Genomic DNA, 16652 nt, shown 5'->3' on the forward strand with positions numbered 1-16652 from the left:
CCTAATTAAATGCCACATTCGAGCGATTGCTGCTGTCTTTTCGTAAACAGAACCGCCTAGCTATTCCCGCCAAGTTCGAACACGGCCGGGGACAAACCCCTCAATTCCTTTTGTTTTGTTGTTATTCCTTTTGCCCGTTAAATCAAGTGCACTTAATTTAACGAGCTAATTCCTGCGTCTATATTACTTACGACGCTTGCGGTTAGGCATGTGGATAGCATGGCCATTTACAGCCAAAGCCGCCTCTTTAACCGCTTCTGAGAAGGTAGGGTGACCAAAAACAGTCATGCCAATATCTTCCGCTGTGGTACCAAATTCCATCGCCAAGGCAACTTGCTGAACCAAGTCCGCCGCATTAGGGCCAACAATATGGCAACCCAGAACGCGATCGGTCTTAGCATCGGCGATCATCTTCACCATACCTTCGGCTTCATCAGCCGCGACTGCACGGCCAATAGCAACAAATGGGAAAACGCCCACATTGTACTCTTCGCCGTCAGCTTTAATCTGCTCTTCGGTGCGCCCCACAGCCGCCACTTCTGGGTGGGTGTAGATTACACTTGGAATAATGTCATAGTTTACCAGAGGCTTCTGGCCAGCAATACGCTCAGCGACCATTACACCCTCTTCGGAACCTTTGTGCGCCAACATTGGGCCACGAACCACATCACCAATAGCCCATACGCCAGGAGCACTGGTAGAACAAAGATCGTTAACGTAGATAAAACCACGCTCATCTAAGTTTACGCCGCTATCGCCAGCCAACAGGCCTTCGGTGTATGGACGACGCCCAACACAAACAATCAACTTATCGAAGGTTTCTTTCTGTTCATTGCCATCAGCGTCGGTGAAGGTAACTTCAACCTCTTTACCCTTAACTTCACTGCCAGTTACACGACAGCTAGTGCGGATGTCCAAACCTTGTTTGGTCAAGATCTTGCGGGTTTCTTTGGCAATCTGCTGATCCATATTGGCCAGGAAGCTGTCTAAAGCCTCTAAGCAAACCACTTTAGAACCCAAGCGGCCCCATACAGAACCCAACTCCAAACCGATAACGCCTGCACCAATAACACCTAAGCGCTCAGGTACCTCTGTTAATTCTAGCGCGCCGGTAGAATCAATAATGACATCACCGTCAACAGGAGCTACTGGAATATCAACCGGCACAGAACCCGAAGCCAAGATGACATTTTCTGCATCAAGAATTGAAACATTGCCATCGTTGTCGGTCAGCTCTACTTGACGACCCGCTAGCAACTTACCACTGCCATATAAAGACGTCACTTTATTAGACTTGAACAGACCCGCAATACCACCAGACATCTGCTTAACGATCTTCTCTTTACGAGCAATCATAGCAGGTACATCAATGGTTACTTCACCAGTTGCAATACCATGTGATTGGTAGTCATCTTTTGCAGCGTGGTATTTGTGAGAGGAATCCAACAGAGCTTTGGATGGGATACAACCTACATTCAAGCAAGTACCGCCATTAACGCCGGCACCCTTTTTATCCTTCCACTTTTCGATACAGGCGGTCTTCAGACCTAGTTGAGCAGCGCGGATTGCTGCAACATAACCGGCGGGGCCGGAGCCAATGACAATCACATCGTATTTGTCTGACATAGATGATTCCCAACTTGTTCTTTTCTAAATATGAAAAAGCCCAGTGCGAGGCTTTGCCTGCTTACACTGGGCAAGAGTGTTTACAATCAGATTACAGTTCTAACAAGATACGCGCTGGGTCTTCCAGCATGTCCTTGATGGCCACCAAAAACTGAACCGCATCTTTACCATCAACCAAGCGGTGATCGTAAGACAGCGCCAAGTACATCATTGGCAGAATTTTTACTTCACCATTAACCGCCATAGGACGCTCTTGAATTTTGTGCATACCCAAGATTGCTGTTTGTGGTGGGTTAATGATTGGAGTCGACATCAAAGAACCGAACACACCACCATTGGTGATAGAGAAGGTTCCGCCAGTCATTTCGTCCATGGTTAGCTTGCCTTCGCGAGCGCGCAAACCGAAATCGCGAATCGTGTTTTCTACTTCAGCTAGGCTCATGTGCTCAGCATTACGCAATACCGGCACAACCAAACCTTTATCAGTTGAAACCGCAACGCTCACATCTTGGTAACCGTGGTAAACCACATCATCACCATCGATTGAAGCGTTAACCGCTGGGTAGCGACGCAAAGCTTCAGTGGCAGCTTTCACAAAGAAGCCCATAAAGCCAAGACGCGTACCATTGTGGCTCTTTTCAAACATATCTTTGTACTTAGAGCGCAAAGCCATCACTGGCGCCATGTTCACCTCGTTAAAGGTGGTCAGCATGGCGGTGCCCTGAGTGGTTTCCATCAAACGCTCAGCAATACGCTTACGCATACGCGTCATTGGTACACGCTTCTCGATACGCTCACCGGCGGGTAAGTTAATCGCAGCAGCAGGAGCGGCTGCCGCTTTCGCAGCTGGGGCTGGAGCAGCGGCCGGTGCTGCAGCTGGGGCAGCACTGTGGTTAGCTACATCTTCTTTAGTGATGCGACCATCTTTACCCGTACCTTTTACAGTAGCCAGGTCGATACCTTTTTCATCAGCTAACTTGCGCGCTGATGGGCTAGCAATGGCATCACCATCACTGCTTTCTTCAGCAGCTGCAGGAGCAGCAGCGGCCGCCGGTGCTTCGGCAACCGCGCCAGCTTCAATAATCGCCAGCACATCTTCAGAAACAACTGTGTCGCCTTCGGCTTTCATGATTTCTTTTAAAACACCATCAACCGGAGACACCACTTCTTGGGTCACTTTATCGGTTTCAATATCAACGATGGGCTCATCACGAGCAACTGCTTCACCAGGCTGTTTGTGCCAAGTTGCCACTTCACCGTCTTGGACAGACTCTGGAAACGTAGGAGTTTTAATTTCAATAGTCATTGTGTCGTTTTTCCTTCTAAGCCAGGGCCCCTGCCCTGGCGCGGTCAATATCTGGGTTACTAATTAAATTTTTAATCCGAGTGTTATTTATCGAGGTTAAGCGCTTCGTCAATAAAGCGATTTTGCTCTTCAATGTGCTGGGACATATAGCCCGCTGCTGGCGCCGCTGACGCTGGACGACCCGCAAAGCTCAATGGCAAGCTTGCATTAACCTGTTCGATAATTCGGCGGAAATGATGCTGACTACTGTACCAAGCACCCTGATTCTTAGGCTCTTCCTGACACCAAATCACTTCCTCTAAGTTCGGATAATTGGCCAATTCGTTTTTCAACTCTTCATCTGGGAACGGATATAACTGCTCCAAGCGAACCAGAGCCACATCTTCTTGACCGCGCTCCATACGTGCTTCCAACAAGTGGTAATAAACCTTACCGGAACACAATACTACGCGCTTAATCTTAGATTTATCTTCAAGATTATCGCCAATCACATTCTGGAATTGGCCTTCGGCCAACTCTTCCAAACTGGACGTCGCTAATTTGTGACGCAGAATCCACTTAGGCGACATCACCACCAGCGGACGACGCATTGGTCGAATCGCCTGGCGACGTAACATGTGGAATACCTGCGCCGGTGTGGTTGGGATACACACTTGAATATTGTGCTGAGCACATAGTTGCAAATAACGCTCCAAACGTGCTGATGAGTGCTCTGGCCCCTGACCTTCATAACCGTGCGGCAACAGCATAGTTAGACCACATAGGCGGCCCCACTTTTGCTCACCCGAGGTAATAAATTGATCGATCACAACCTGAGCACCGTTGGCAAAATCACCAAACTGCGCTTCCCAAATCACCAAACCTTTCGGGCTGGTGGTGGCATAACCATACTCAAATGCCAGCACAGCTTCTTCTGAAAGATATGAATCGTACAATTCAAAAGGAGGCTGATCAGCGTATAAGTTTTCTAAAGGAAGATAAGTTTCTGCATCTTTCTGATTATGAACCACCGCATGGCGGTGGGAGAAAGTGCCTCGACCTACATCTTGACCCGTAATTCGAATCGGGAACCCCTGCTCTAGCAAAGTTGCATACGCTAGGGTTTCACCCATGCCCCAGTTGATAGAAAGAGCACCTTGGGCCATCTTGCTGCGGTCTTCGTAAATTTTATTTACTTGACGCTGAACTTGAATGCCATCAGGAACATGAGCAATTTTATTGGCCACTTCCTGCAGTTCTTTCATGTCATAGCCGGTGTTGCCATCAGTTTGCCAGTTGTGGCCAATGTATGGACTCCAGTCAACAAACATCGAAGAATCTGGCTCGCTAACTAAGCCGTGTGCCACATGCTCACCGCGATCAAGACGTGCACGATACTCATTCGACATATCGTCAGCTTCGGCCTGACTCATAACACCTTCAGCAACCAGCTGATCGGCGTAAATAGTACGGGTCGACTTGTGCTTACGAATCACCTGGTACATTAGCGGCTGAGTTGCTGATGGCTCATCGGTTTCATTGTGACCACGACGGCGGTAACAAACCAAATCGATCACTACGTCTTTGTGAAATTCGTTACGGTAGTCAGCCGCTAGCTGCGTCACAAATGCAACGGCCTCTGGATCATCACCATTGACGTGCAAGATCGGACACTCGATCATCTTCGCAACATCAGTACAGTACTCAGTAGAGCGCGAATCCTCACGTTTACTGGTGGTAAAGCCAACCTGGTTATTCAGTACAATATGAATAGTACCGCCAGTGCCATAGGCGCGGGTTTGTGACATCTGGAAAGTTTCCATGACCACACCCTGACCTGCGAATGCCGCATCACCGTGAACAACGATAGGCACCACGGTGTTACCTTCGTTATCATCGCGTCGATCTTGGCGAGCTCTTACCGAACCCTCAACCACTGGCGAAGCAATTTCCAAATGAGACGGGTTAAAGGCCATGGCCAAGTGTACTTCGCCACCTGGAGTCATCACGTTCGAAGAGAAACCCTGGTGATATTTCACATCACCGGAGCTATCGGACAGCAAACGCTTACCTTCAAACTCTTCGAAAAGCTCGGATGGGTTCTTACCTAAAACATTAACCAAGGTATTCAAACGACCACGGTGAGCCATACCCAGTACAATTTCTTTTGCACCGAAATGACCACAACGTTTAATGGTACCATCCAAAATAGGAATTAAGCTTTCCGCACCTTCTAGACCAAAGCGCTTGGTACCGGGATACTTAGAATCCAAGTGACGCTCAAGCCCTTCAGCTGCGGTTAAACGCTCTAAAACTTCTTTCTTGATTTGCTCACTGAATACCGGCTTTGAACGTACGCTTTCTAAGCGCTGTTGGAGCCACTGCTTTTCCGCAAAATCAGTGATGTGCATAATTTCTGGGCCAACTGAGCCACAGTAAGTCTGCTCAAGAGAATCGACAATCTCTTTTAGCGTGCACTCATCTTTGCCTATAAACAGATTACCCGTTTGGAAAACAGTATCTAAATCGGCAGGCGTTAAGCCGTGAAAGCCTAAAGCAAGATCAGGCACCTCATCACGAATCATAATCCCTAGGGGATCTAGCTTCGCCTTCTTGTGGCCGCGAAAACGATAAGAGCTAATCAGCTGAACCACACTAATCTGCTTAGTTTCGTGTTCGATATCCACACCACCGGAGCCTGGCGCGGCCAGTGGGCGTGCACGATTTTTACCCAGCAATTCAAAGTGCTGACGAATCGTAGAGTGAGGGGTATCCTGAGTTACAACGCCATTAACTCGAGGCAGTTGGTCAAAATAACTGCGCCACTCTTCCGGCACAGCATTTGGATCGTGTAAATATGTATCGTAGAGTTCCTCTACATAGGCCGCATTGCCCCCAGAAATATGGGAGGTGCTCCACAGTAGCTCCATGATGCTTTCTTGCATTTATTGCCCACCTTTAAAAGGGGCGTCCCATCTGCACGGGATACAAGATCACTGATTTCTTCTGATTGTTTACAATCGTCCATCACAGCCATACCACAGCCGCAATGCACCAAGGCGATCAGCACGTCAGTTCTTGCCGTCGCTGATTCGGAAAACCGAATCGCTGCACGTGTTACCCAAGCCGATAAATCGACCTAATACAGATAGTCTGGGCATAACCCAGATTACCCCTGCTACATACCATTAGCTTTTTGCTATTCCAAGGTTTGGTCTTGTGGACCTCCCCCTTCATCATTTCTTCCGGTTCTTCCCCGGTGCTGCAAGGCTTGATGAGCCACTACAACATATCGCCCTGGCTTATTTATCAAACAGCCACAGGCACTTAACTCTATTGGACAGTCGCCGGAGCGATATCCGCCACGCCACTCAAGGCTTGGCTTATTTTTGACTACCCTGCCCTTGGCTTTCGCCGGTTAGCAGCAGGTGGCTGGGTAGCTGGGTTCCCGCACGTTTTATTAACTCCCTAAGGAGCGAGCTCTTTATTGTTGACGACTTTATTGGCGCCTTTTACATCTTGTTGAGCTCTTATCACTCGATCCGTGACTACGCTGAAAAGTTTTTTCAACGGATCTTGAGTTTTCTGGTGCCTTTAACCTTGCCTTCAGCTCGGTTTAGAGGCCTTTTACCAGAAATCAGCGGTAATTTCGTGCAAAATCGCACTGAAACACTCGCTTATTAATCATTTAGAGCAATAGTGTAGAACAAAATCACCACTTCGCCCTATTGGGCCTTAGTCGATAGCCTAAGCTAGCGATCAAAGGCGCGATATTTTAACCCTATTTGGGTGAAAATTGATAAGACATTGTTGTTTTTTTACAACGATATTCTATCAAAAGAAAACCTTGGCAGGCCGAAACCTCCAAGGTTTTCTGTAAACCGCTTGTAAGCCGCCCATTTTAGGCGGCTAAAGCCCACAGTTATGTGGCGCTTTGGATTAGCATATTTCGAATATGACCAATCGCGCGGGTTGGGTTCAAACCCTTAGGACAAACCGATACGCAGTTCTGAATACCGTGACAACGGAATACACTGAACGGATCATCTAGATTTGCCAAACGCTCTTCGGTTGCGGTGTCACGGCTATCCGCCAAGAAACGGTAAGCCTGTAACAAACCAGCAGGACCAATGAACTTATCTGGATTCCACCAGAAAGACGGGCAAGAGGTTGAACAACAAGCGCACAAAATACACTCGTACAAACCATCCAACTTGGCACGATCTTCTGGAGACTGCAAACGCTCAATAGCAGGTGCCGGCTCATTATTCTGCAAGTAAGGCGTGATTTTCTTGTACTGCTCATAAAACTGAGACATGTCGATCACAAGATCACGAATCACCGGCAAGCCAGGTAGCGGACGCAACACCAAGGTGTTGTTTTCCACACACTCAGACAAGGCCATTACACAAGCCAAGCCGTTCTTACCATTGATGTTCATGCCATCTGAGCCACATACACCCTCACGACATGAACGGCGGAACGCCAAACTTGGCTCCTGAGCCTTCAACAACTCAAGCACATCCAAAACCATCAGGTCTTTACCCTGAGTGTCCACCTCATAAGTTTGCATGGATGGCTCAGCATCAACGTCAGGGTTGTAACGATAAACTTCTACTTTCAACATGATTCCAAGCCCCGTTTAGTAGGTACGAACTTTAGGTTCGAAGTGGTCCATGGTTTTCGGCGCAAAGTTAACAGCACGCTTACCAACACGCTTGTCCTCTGGGTAGTACATGGAGTGACACAACCAGTTTTCGTCATCACGATCTTGGAAGTCTTCACGAGCATGGGCACCACGAGATTCTTTACGCTCTTCCGCTGCAATCGCTGTCGCTTCTGCAACTTCTAGCAAGTTTTGTAGCTCAAGAGCTTCAATACGGGCGGTATTAAACGCATTGGACTTATCATCCAACTTAACATTTTCAATGCGCTCGCGCAGATCGGCCAATTTCTTGATGCCTTCTTGCATAAATTCGCCTTTGCGGAATACACCAAAGTGATTCTGCATAACGGTCTGCAATTCTTTACGAAGTACCGAAGCGTTCTCGCCGTCGTTCTTGTTGTTTACACGATCCAAACGGGACAGAGCCGCTTCCAAATCGGAATCAGTGGCTTCACGGTGCTCAATACCTTCACGTAAAGCCTTCTCAATAAACAGACCAGAAGAGCGGCCAAATACCACCAAATCAAGCAATGAGTTACCGCCCAAACGGTTAGCGCCGTGTACCGATACACAAGCCACTTCACCACAAGCGTAGAAGCCATCAATAATCTGATCGTTACCTTCCGCATCAACGGTCAACGCCTGACCATCAATGTTGGTTGGAATACCACCCATCATATAGTGACAGGTTGGCACTACAGGAATAGGCACTTTAACTGGGTCAGCGTGAGCAAAAGTACGGCTCAATTCAAGGATACCTGGCAACTTGGCGTTAAGGGTTTCTTCACCCAAGTGATCCAGCTTCAAGAATACGTGATCGCCTTCTGGGCCACAGCCACGACCTTCAAGAATCTCTTGAACCATTGAACGCGCAACAACATCACGGCCAGCCAAGTCTTTGGCGTTCGGCGCATAACGCTCCATGAAACGCTCGCCATCTTTGTTAATTAGGTAGCCACCTTCACCGCGACAACCTTCAGTAACCAATACACCCGCGCCTGCGATACCGGTAGGGTGGAACTGCCACATCTCGATATCTTGTACCGGGAAACCAGCACGTAGTGCCATACCAACACCGTCACCGGTATTGATGTGAGCATTAGTGGTAGAGGCGTAAATACGACCTGCACCGCCCGTGGCAAATACGGTTGCCTTGGACTTAACGTAAACTACTTCGCCATCTTCGATGTTCATGGCGATCACACCAACCACAGCGCCGTCTTGGTTTTTCACGATATCGATCGCAAACCACTCATTCAGGAAAACCGTGTTGTTTTTTACGTTACCTTGGTACAAGGCGTGCAAAAGCGCGTGACCGGTACGGTCCGCCGCTGCACAGGTACGAGCGGCCTGGCCACCCTTACCGAAATCTTTAGACTGGCCACCAAAAGGACGCTGATAAATACGACCTTCTTCAGTACGAGAAAATGGCAAGCCCATGTGCTCTAGCTCAAACACCGCCTCTGGACCTACTGAACACATATATTCAATAGCATCCTGGTCACCGATATAGTCGGAACCTTTTACGGTGTCATACATATGCCAGCGCCAATCGTCATTCGGATCATCCGATGCGATTGCACAGGTGATACCACCCTGCGCTGATACTGTGTGTGAGCGAGTTGGAAATACTTTGGTAATTACCGCAGTCTTATAACCAGACTGGGCCAATTGCAGGGCAGCTCGCATGCCTGCACCGCCACCGCCAATAACGATGCCGTCAAATGAAATCGTGCGCATATTCGCCATGTGTTAAACCCCCCAAAGAATCTCTATGCCCCAAACGACATAGGTAACTGTGATCAAACCAAGAACCATCTGCATCAATACGCGCAAGATAGTCGCCTTGTTGCCCATCAATCGGTTGGTTAAGTAATCCGTCAATACTGCCCACAAGCCAATCCAGGCATGCGCAGCAATTGATAAAAGAGTAATTAAGGAGAAAACACGCATCCACAATGTGGAGTACAAGCCCTTCCAAACCTCGTAGCTCAACTCTGGAGTTAGCACAATAAAGGCTGCCAGAAATATTGTGTAAGCCGCCATTACCACAGCGCTAACACGTTGAATCATCCAGTCGTAAAGGCCACTGCGACCAAAACTTGTAACTGCAGTTACCATACCCAAACCCCCGCAAGTAGAATCAATACAGCGATGACGGCAATGGCGATTTTCGCGCCCTTCTGGCCACCTTCAAGGTCTTCACCAATACCAGCATCCATAATCAGGTGTCGAATACCTGCCACCATGTGATAAATCAGTCCAGCCAGCGTCAACCAAATAATGAATTGGCACAGTGGACTGCTCAGGGTGTCTTGCATCTCAGCAAAGCCTGCAGCTGAAGATAAGCTCTTATCGAGCATCCAAAGCAAAATGGCTACGCCGGCAAACAAGGCCACACCGGAAACACGGTGAAGAATGGAAACGTAGGCGGTGATGGGTAGTTTTATCGTTGAAATGTCGAGATTGACAGGTCTGTTTTTTTTCACGGTTGTATCACACCTATTGTGCCCGGTTTTTGCTACACGCTATGGTCGCTAAACACGGGGGCGGGTTTGAGACAGCTCAGCGGGCCTAACTTAGACCGTTTGAATCCACCTCCCTAGCATAGGTAAACAGCACGTTTATTGCCATCTACCCCCCTGCAAGATCGCGCGGAATTATAGAGATCACACTGTAAAATTACAAATGAAAAGGGGTTTATATGGCCAAATGTCTAAGAAAAATATGAACTTACTGAGAACAGTTCACATGTAAGACAGAAATTCGTACAAACAATAATCAAAGCTCAAAAAATGTCGCCTGAAATCGTTTTTAAGCTTCACATCCAGCAAAGCAAGCAAAAGCGCGCCCTAAGACAGCCTGTAGCAATTAAGAGACTATACTTAAGTCGAAAAAGCCACGGTTTATCCGCTTTAGATCATTGACTTTGACACTCCGGTGCTTATAGTTGTCCACCCAATTAGAGCCAAAGTGAAGAATTTTCGCGAATTTTTAACTAAAAAGGCCGCATAAATGTGCAGTGTTGTTCTCGTACGGATAGCAATTATGGCATCGCCATACACTGCGAAATTGAAGCAGAATTTACAGCAGAAATAGGAGCCCGTAATGACTGATAAGAAAGCTACCCTTTCGGTCGACGGTTTAGAGCAAACCATAGAACTGCCAATGTACTCTGGCAGCGTCGGTCCTGATGTGATCGATGTTAGCAGCTTAACTTCAAAAGGTTACTTCACTTACGATCCGGGCTTTATGGCCACCGCAGCCTGTGATTCTAAAATCACTTACATCGATGGCGGCGCCGGTGTTTTATTGCATCGCGGTTACCCAATTGATCAGCTAGCCGAGCACTCTGACTACCTAGAGACTTGCTTCCTTTTATTAAACGGCGAGCTACCTAGCAAAACCGAGAAAGAAGAATTTGTAGACACCATTACCCACCACACCATGGTGCACGAGAACATCTCTCGCTTTTTCCGTGGCTTCCGCAGCGACGCCCACCCAATGTCTATTATGTGTGGCGCGGTTGGTGCATTAGCCTCTTTCTACCACGACTCCCTAGATATTACCGACGAAGAGCATCGCAAAATTTCTGCGCACCGCTTAATCGCTAAGATGCCAACTTTGGCGGCTATGTGCTACAAGCACCACATTGGTCAGCCATTCATGTACCCACGCAACGATCTGAGCTACTCAGAGAACTTCTTGCACATGATGTTTGGCACACCTTGCGATGAACCAAAGGTAAACCCAGTATTGGCGCGCGCCATGGACAAGATTTTCTTGTTGCACGCTGATCATGAGCAGAACGCCTCTACCTCTACCGTTCGCTTGGCAGGCTCTTCTGGCGCCAACCCATTTGCTTGTATCGCTGCGGGCATCGCTACTTTGTGGGGCCCGGCTCACGGTGGTGCGAACGAAGCTGTACTAACCATGCTTGAAGAGATTGGCACTGTAGATCGCATTGATGAGTTTGTTGCCAAAGCGAAAGACAAGAACGATCCTTTCCGCTTAATGGGCTTCGGTCACCGTGTTTATAAAAACTTTGACCCACGCGCCAAGGTAATGAAAGAAACCTGTGACGAAGTATTGTCTGAGCTAGGTTTGGAAAACGATCCACTATTGGCTATCGCCAAGCGTCTAGAAGAAATCGCTTTGGAAGACGAGTACTTCATCGAGAAGAAACTGTATCCAAACGTTGATTTCTACTCTGGCATCATCATGAAGGCGATCGGAATCCCAACCGATATGTTCACCGTGATCTTCGCAACTGGCCGTACCGTTGGCTGGATTGCACACTGGCACGAGATGATCTCTAACCCATACAAAATTGGCCGTCCGCGCCAGTTGTACACCGGTTACGAGTCTCGCGACTACCAGCCAGTGGACAAGCGCTAATCCTTGCGATTACCGCCTACAAAAAAGCCCGAGCACTGCTCGGGCTTTTTTGTTTCTGCATTTTAAAACTGCCTAGCCTTACGGCCAGTTATTGCTCATAAGCTCTTGATATCAGGCAGTAAAGAGACTTGATAAACATTGGCTTGACGAGCCGCATCGGCGATAGCCACATAAGTTTTAGCACTGGATTTTCCATCAGCCTTAATCACAACTGGCGCCTTTGGGTTCTCGGCATGCAGCCTTGCCACATTAGCGCGTACAGCACGTATGTCTACCCGGCGGCCTTCCATCCAAATTTCATCGCTGGCAGCTACCTGTATCAAAATAGGCTCATTAGTACTGCTAATGTTTTCTGGGGTCGAATCAGGGGTATCAACGGCTATGCCCACCTCCTTGATAAAGGACGCCGTTACGATAAAGAAAATCAACATGATAAAGACGACATCAAGCATTGGAGTTAAGTCGATTTCAGCTTTATCAGTGCCATCACGCAAGGGTTGTTTACGTCGAATCATCGTATCACCTCTTTCTTTGCTTTATGTGTTAGAGCTATTTAAGAATAGAGGTGAATCGAGCCAATTGACAGGCCAACTATGCGAAAAATGAGCAGTTAAGACCAAAGTCTACATGACTTCGGCGAGCAATTTTTCATTGAGTTTACGCCATTGCGGTAGGCTTTTTTGGCTGCTTGCTTTTAGCTTCTTCCCACGCGCCTTCGCCAGCCAAAGATTTTCACCATTAAAGCTGTAGACCGGCAGGAGATCATTGCGCTTTGACGCCGGCAATATTCGCAAGTTTATGTTATCCATAATAAGGGGCTCAGCGTCAGGCGTTTCATAATAAGCGAGCACCATATGCGCCTGATTGTATTCAATCGCCTTTACATAGGTAATACGCAATTTGCCTGTTGATACATGGGTATCTTTCAAAGTGAAATACTTCGCGATGGAGTAATCTTCGCAATCTCCGCCATTGGTTCCAAGCATTTCGATGGGCGTTGCCCAATAATCTTCCCGCCCCCAGTGGCGCTGATCACTTACCCATCGAACCTTATTAAAAAAGCTATTGGAGCTTTTTAGCTTCTTACTTTCACTGACGGCATTTTGGGGATTGGCATTTCGATCCATCAACTTCTTCCAGTCTGCAACCCTGCCCCTGGCTGAATTACCGTATTTCGACTCGACTTTGCTTAAAACTTGCTCATTGATACCATCAATATATTGCGCAGTAGCCAGCTGTGGCAGCAGGATTACAGGCAAGCTGCATATTGCGTACTTAAAGCGAGACAAAACGTCCTCTCCTTGATTCAATTCGGGTTTCTTCAACGATGCTTGATCCAGTACGTCAAAATACGGATTTCCATATGACATACTTAAGCTTTGTAGCGGCAAATTTATGCAAATCTAAAGCGCCACCACTTGTTTTAGGTTTAGCTCAATATCCCAAGCTTAGCCAGTTGTATGAGCTACCGATCGAGCATTGGGCGAAGGCGAAATATTCGTCTTAAGAAAGGGAATTTATAGCGATAGCCGCAGTCGAAGCATTCAGTGCCAGCTATGTCATTCGCCTGACGAGAGTTGGCGCTTAATTCGTGATAGGAGTCGAACTATGAAACCCATGAAATCTCTATGCCTCAGCATGTGCTGCGCAGCATTAGCCGGGCTGATGAGCCCAATGAGTTTTGCTGAGCTACAAGCTTCCAGTAATGCCGAAGAGATGTCTTTGATCGTCGACCAGTCGCGCCTGCAAATTCACCGCAGTAAGGATCTGGAAGAATCCCCAAGGGCCAGCAGCGCATTCAGTCAGATTCAAGTACATCCTGCCAGCGTGAAATTTCGCCGCAACTGGCGACGAGATTACAACTTGGACAGGAATTCCTTGATGGATCACATCAGTAAGCAGGATGAAGAGAAACTGCTCGCAAGCGCCACCGAACTGTTTAATGAGGAATTTCTCAAAGTCTTACCAAAGCACAGTCGCTTTACCCTAAGCTCGAACAGCGACAGTAAGACTTTGATTCTAAAACCCAAGATCGTAGATCTTGTGATAAACGGGCCTGATCTAAAGCACGGCCGCGCCAGCCGCCAGGTTAAGGTTTACTCGGCCGGTAAAGCCACTCTTGTCCTAGAGGTAGTTGATGGCGCTACTGGGACATTGCTAGGCACCATTAAATCTCGTCGAGAGAGCCCCGACTATCACGAGCTTCGCAATGCAAGCAGTGTATTTAACCGCAGCGAAGCAAAACGCATGATCAATCGCTGGGCTAAAGACCTAGACAGAAACTTAACCACGTTGCTTGACGGCACCTCCGTTTAAGTCGATGCAAATCTAGCGTGTTGAGGCAGAGCGCGTTTCTACCCTGCCTCAACAAGCCTCACCCTCGCCTGCACACTACAGAACTGTAACTTAACGCCTCCCATTTCCTTCGCTATCCCCGCCCCAGATTTGAAGCTACAATAGCAAGCTGATTTATCGACAGGCCAAGCCAATGCAATTCCACCACATCAACTGCAAAGACCTTGCTGCTCGCCTAGAAGAAAGCGAGTGTCAACTGGTAGACATAAGGGACCCACAATCTTTTCAACTTGGTCATATTCCCGGTTCTATTCATTTGAGCGATCAAAACTTAGATGAGTTCTTAATGGCTGCAGATCCAGATCAAAGCACGATTGTTATTTGCTACCATGGCAATAGCAGTCAACAGGCCGCCGCTTTTTTAGCGCAAAAAGATTTTACCGATGTCTACAGCCTAGATGGCGGAATGGAACATTGGCGGAGCTTATTCCCACAACAGGTAGACCAATCTTAAGCAGTGGATAGCCTAAGTTTAAGTCAATATCTCTTAATTGCCTTAGTATTTGTTTGGAGCGGCATTGTTCGCTCTGGGCTCGGTTTTGGCGGTGCCGTATTATCACTGCCCTTTCTATTATTGATCGATGACCGACCTCAGGTATACCTCCCTATCATCTCTGTGCACCTATTACTCTTTGGCGGCCTTACCGTCCTACGAGGACAACAGAAATTCAAGAATAATCAAAACGAACACTTAAGTCCGATTGATTGGAACTATCTAAAGAAAGCAATGGGGGTTATGTTAATTCCCAAAATTATTGGGGTTTTAGGCCTCGTCAGCTTGCCCAATAATGTTCTTAGCGGAATCATTTTTGTGATCGTTTTTGCTTACTCCCTGAGCTATATTTTTAACAAGCCCTTTAAAAGTCAGCACCCCTGGATTGACAATACCTTTTTGATACTAGGGGGCTATATCAGTGGTACATCGCTTATTGGTGCCCCTCTCATTATTACCGTTTTCAGCAAACACGTTCATAAAAACCAACTGCGCGATACTCTATTTGCCTTATGGGTTATTTTGGTCTCCATCAAAATGGCCGCATTTATATGGGTCGGCCTAGACCTTCAATTGAAACACGCCCTCTACCTATTGCCGCCTGTTGCACTGGGGCATTGGATTGGCTTAAAACTGCATCATCGCCTACAGCAAGCTGAGCCTGTCATGTTTTTCCGGGTAATCGGCTTGGCGCTACTGTGTATTTGCTTGATTGGCTTCTATCAGGCCCTGCAATCATTTTTCTAATTAAGTTCAAATTACCACTAAAAAGGGATAGTCAACTCAGAACATTCAGGTAGAATCTTTTATCAGGAGTAGCAATCACAATTGGAGGTGAATATATGTTCAATAGCACTACTTTATCCAAATTTATTCCCACAAAACGAGCCACTCTGGCCAGCTCGGTTTTATCCGCTTGCTTCGTCTATTCAAGCACAGTACAAGCTCAAAGCAATTTGGAGAACCCCGTTGCCCTGAAAGTAGAATCGGGCATTTCTGTAATCAGTGGTTGGCATTGTGATGCAGATGAAATCGAAGTTTTTATCGACGGACAGAGCATTGGTTTAGCAGGCACGGGAACACAACGCCCTGATACCCAAGAGCGCTGTGGTCATCAAGACAGTGGGTTTTCCCTTCTCTTTAACTATGGCGCACTGAGCGAAGGAAGACACAGCATTAGTGTTTACGCCGATGGTGAGCTGTTTGCACAACGAATTTTTAACACCCTGCGCCCCGCTGGCGCACTGACCGATTTCACCAGCAGCCTCTCTGCGGTTAGCTATGTTTACGATTTCCCTAAAGCTGGAGATATTGTAGAACTGGAATGGGAAACCGCTAAGCAATCTTTTACTGCAAGGCGGAGTTTTCGAAACGCATTAGATGAAGGCTTTACGGTCGTCAGGTTTAATCGCTCATTCTTAGGTCATGGTAGAGGCCTTAAACAAGGTGACATCCTAGTCGCTGAACGTGACCCTTCTGAGTTTATATTTGACATCAATCGACAGGATTTTCAATTGACCCGACACAGTGAAAATTTTGGACAATGCGATTATTCAGGCAATATCACTTTTAGTTTTTCTGGCTTACTCAGTGAAGGTCAGTACAGCTGCGAACACGAGCAAGGTAAGTACAGCGCCAGCTTGGGAGTAAGTAATAATGACGGTTTTTTCAGCGGTCGATTTTCTCTCACTCCTAACGGCAGCCAAGAGAGTTATAAAGATGTTGTGATAGGTATTGCGAAATAGACACGACAAACAAAACACAGCAAAAAAAGGGCTAGATAGCCCTTTTTTTGCTGTGTTTTTTTGTTCTGATTGCTAAAATTTTTC

General features: G+C 47.4%; 14 protein-coding genes. 5 read left to right on the forward strand and 9 right to left on the reverse strand.

All coding sequences use genetic code 11. From position 1 onward, the window contains the following. Window positions 1-183: 183 nt before the first annotated feature. The 7 genes from lpdA to sdhC form a co-directional block, all read right to left on the reverse strand. The gene (lpdA, locus tag Q1A41_RS10065) at window positions 184-1626 is read right to left on the reverse strand and encodes a dihydrolipoyl dehydrogenase (RefSeq protein WP_299978048.1); all 1443 of its coding nucleotides are present in this window, start codon (window positions 1624-1626) and stop codon (window positions 184-186) included. 91 nt (window positions 1627-1717) lie between these two features. Beyond that, entirely contained in the window at window positions 1718-2932 is a 1215-nt protein-coding gene (gene odhB, locus Q1A41_RS10070) for a 2-oxoglutarate dehydrogenase complex dihydrolipoyllysine-residue succinyltransferase (RefSeq protein ID WP_299978051.1), read from the reverse strand. Window positions 2933-3015: 83 nt separating this feature from the next. Next, complete coding sequence (locus Q1A41_RS10075; protein WP_299978053.1) at window positions 3016-5856, reverse strand: 2-oxoglutarate dehydrogenase E1 component; 2841 nt, start codon at window positions 5854-5856, stop codon at window positions 3016-3018. A gap of 977 nt (window positions 5857-6833) precedes the next feature. Continuing rightward, window positions 6834-7538 (reverse strand): succinate dehydrogenase iron-sulfur subunit, encoded by a 705-nt coding sequence (locus Q1A41_RS10080; protein WP_299978055.1) that lies wholly within the window; start codon window positions 7536-7538, stop codon window positions 6834-6836. Between the two features lie 15 nt (window positions 7539-7553). Then, window positions 7554-9326 (reverse strand): succinate dehydrogenase flavoprotein subunit, encoded by a 1773-nt coding sequence (sdhA, locus tag Q1A41_RS10085; RefSeq protein WP_299774251.1) that lies wholly within the window; start codon window positions 9324-9326, stop codon window positions 7554-7556. Window positions 9327-9329: 3 nt separating this feature from the next. After that, on the reverse strand, window positions 9330-9698 hold the full coding sequence (gene sdhD / locus Q1A41_RS10090; RefSeq protein WP_299978057.1) for a succinate dehydrogenase, hydrophobic membrane anchor protein: 369 nt from the start codon (window positions 9696-9698) through the stop codon (window positions 9330-9332). Next, window positions 9692-10066, reverse strand: coding sequence for a succinate dehydrogenase, cytochrome b556 subunit (gene sdhC, locus Q1A41_RS10095; RefSeq protein ID WP_299774255.1), 375 nt, complete (start codon window positions 10064-10066; stop codon window positions 9692-9694). The genes sdhD and sdhC overlap by 7 nt, the downstream gene beginning before the upstream one ends. A 619-nt stretch (window positions 10067-10685) precedes the next feature. On the opposite strand from sdhC, the gene gltA reads away from it, so the two are divergent. After that, window positions 10686-11975: a citrate synthase gene (gene gltA, locus Q1A41_RS10100; protein WP_299978059.1), complete on the forward strand. Its 1290-nt coding sequence runs from the start codon at window positions 10686-10688 to the stop codon at window positions 11973-11975. A 95-nt stretch (window positions 11976-12070) separates the two neighbouring features. Here gltA and Q1A41_RS10105 read toward each other — a convergent pair whose 3' ends face one another. Beyond that, window positions 12071-12490 carry a biopolymer transporter ExbD gene (locus Q1A41_RS10105; RefSeq protein WP_299978061.1) on the reverse strand — a complete coding sequence of 140 codons (420 nt, stop codon included), beginning with the start codon at window positions 12488-12490 and terminating at the stop codon, window positions 12071-12073. 108 nt (window positions 12491-12598) lie between these two features. Next, the gene (locus tag Q1A41_RS10110; protein WP_299978064.1) at window positions 12599-13345 is read right to left on the reverse strand and encodes a transglutaminase-like cysteine peptidase; all 747 of its coding nucleotides are present in this window, start codon (window positions 13343-13345) and stop codon (window positions 12599-12601) included. A 238-nt stretch (window positions 13346-13583) separates the two neighbouring features. Between Q1A41_RS10110 and Q1A41_RS10115 the strand changes: the two genes are divergently transcribed. The 4 genes from Q1A41_RS10115 (at window position 13584) to Q1A41_RS10130 (ending at window position 16568) form a co-directional block, all read left to right on the forward strand. After that, the gene (locus Q1A41_RS10115) at window positions 13584-14291 is read left to right on the forward strand and encodes a hypothetical protein (protein ID WP_299978067.1); all 708 of its coding nucleotides are present in this window, start codon (window positions 13584-13586) and stop codon (window positions 14289-14291) included. A 172-nt stretch (window positions 14292-14463) separates the two neighbouring features. Beyond that, window positions 14464-14784: a thiosulfate sulfurtransferase GlpE gene (glpE, locus tag Q1A41_RS10120; RefSeq protein WP_299978070.1), complete on the forward strand. Its 321-nt coding sequence runs from the start codon at window positions 14464-14466 to the stop codon at window positions 14782-14784. Window positions 14785-14787: 3 nt separating this feature from the next. Then, window positions 14788-15570 carry a sulfite exporter TauE/SafE family protein gene (locus Q1A41_RS10125; RefSeq protein ID WP_299978072.1) on the forward strand — a complete coding sequence of 261 codons (783 nt, stop codon included), beginning with the start codon at window positions 14788-14790 and terminating at the stop codon, window positions 15568-15570. A gap of 95 nt (window positions 15571-15665) precedes the next feature. Further along, window positions 15666-16568 (forward strand): hypothetical protein, encoded by a 903-nt coding sequence (locus Q1A41_RS10130; RefSeq protein WP_299978075.1) that lies wholly within the window; start codon window positions 15666-15668, stop codon window positions 16566-16568. Window positions 16569-16652: the final 84 nt, after the last annotated feature.

The sequence above is a fragment of the uncultured Pseudoteredinibacter sp. genome (assembly GCF_947502065.1).
Lineage (GTDB): Bacteria > Pseudomonadota > Gammaproteobacteria > Pseudomonadales > Cellvibrionaceae > Pseudoteredinibacter.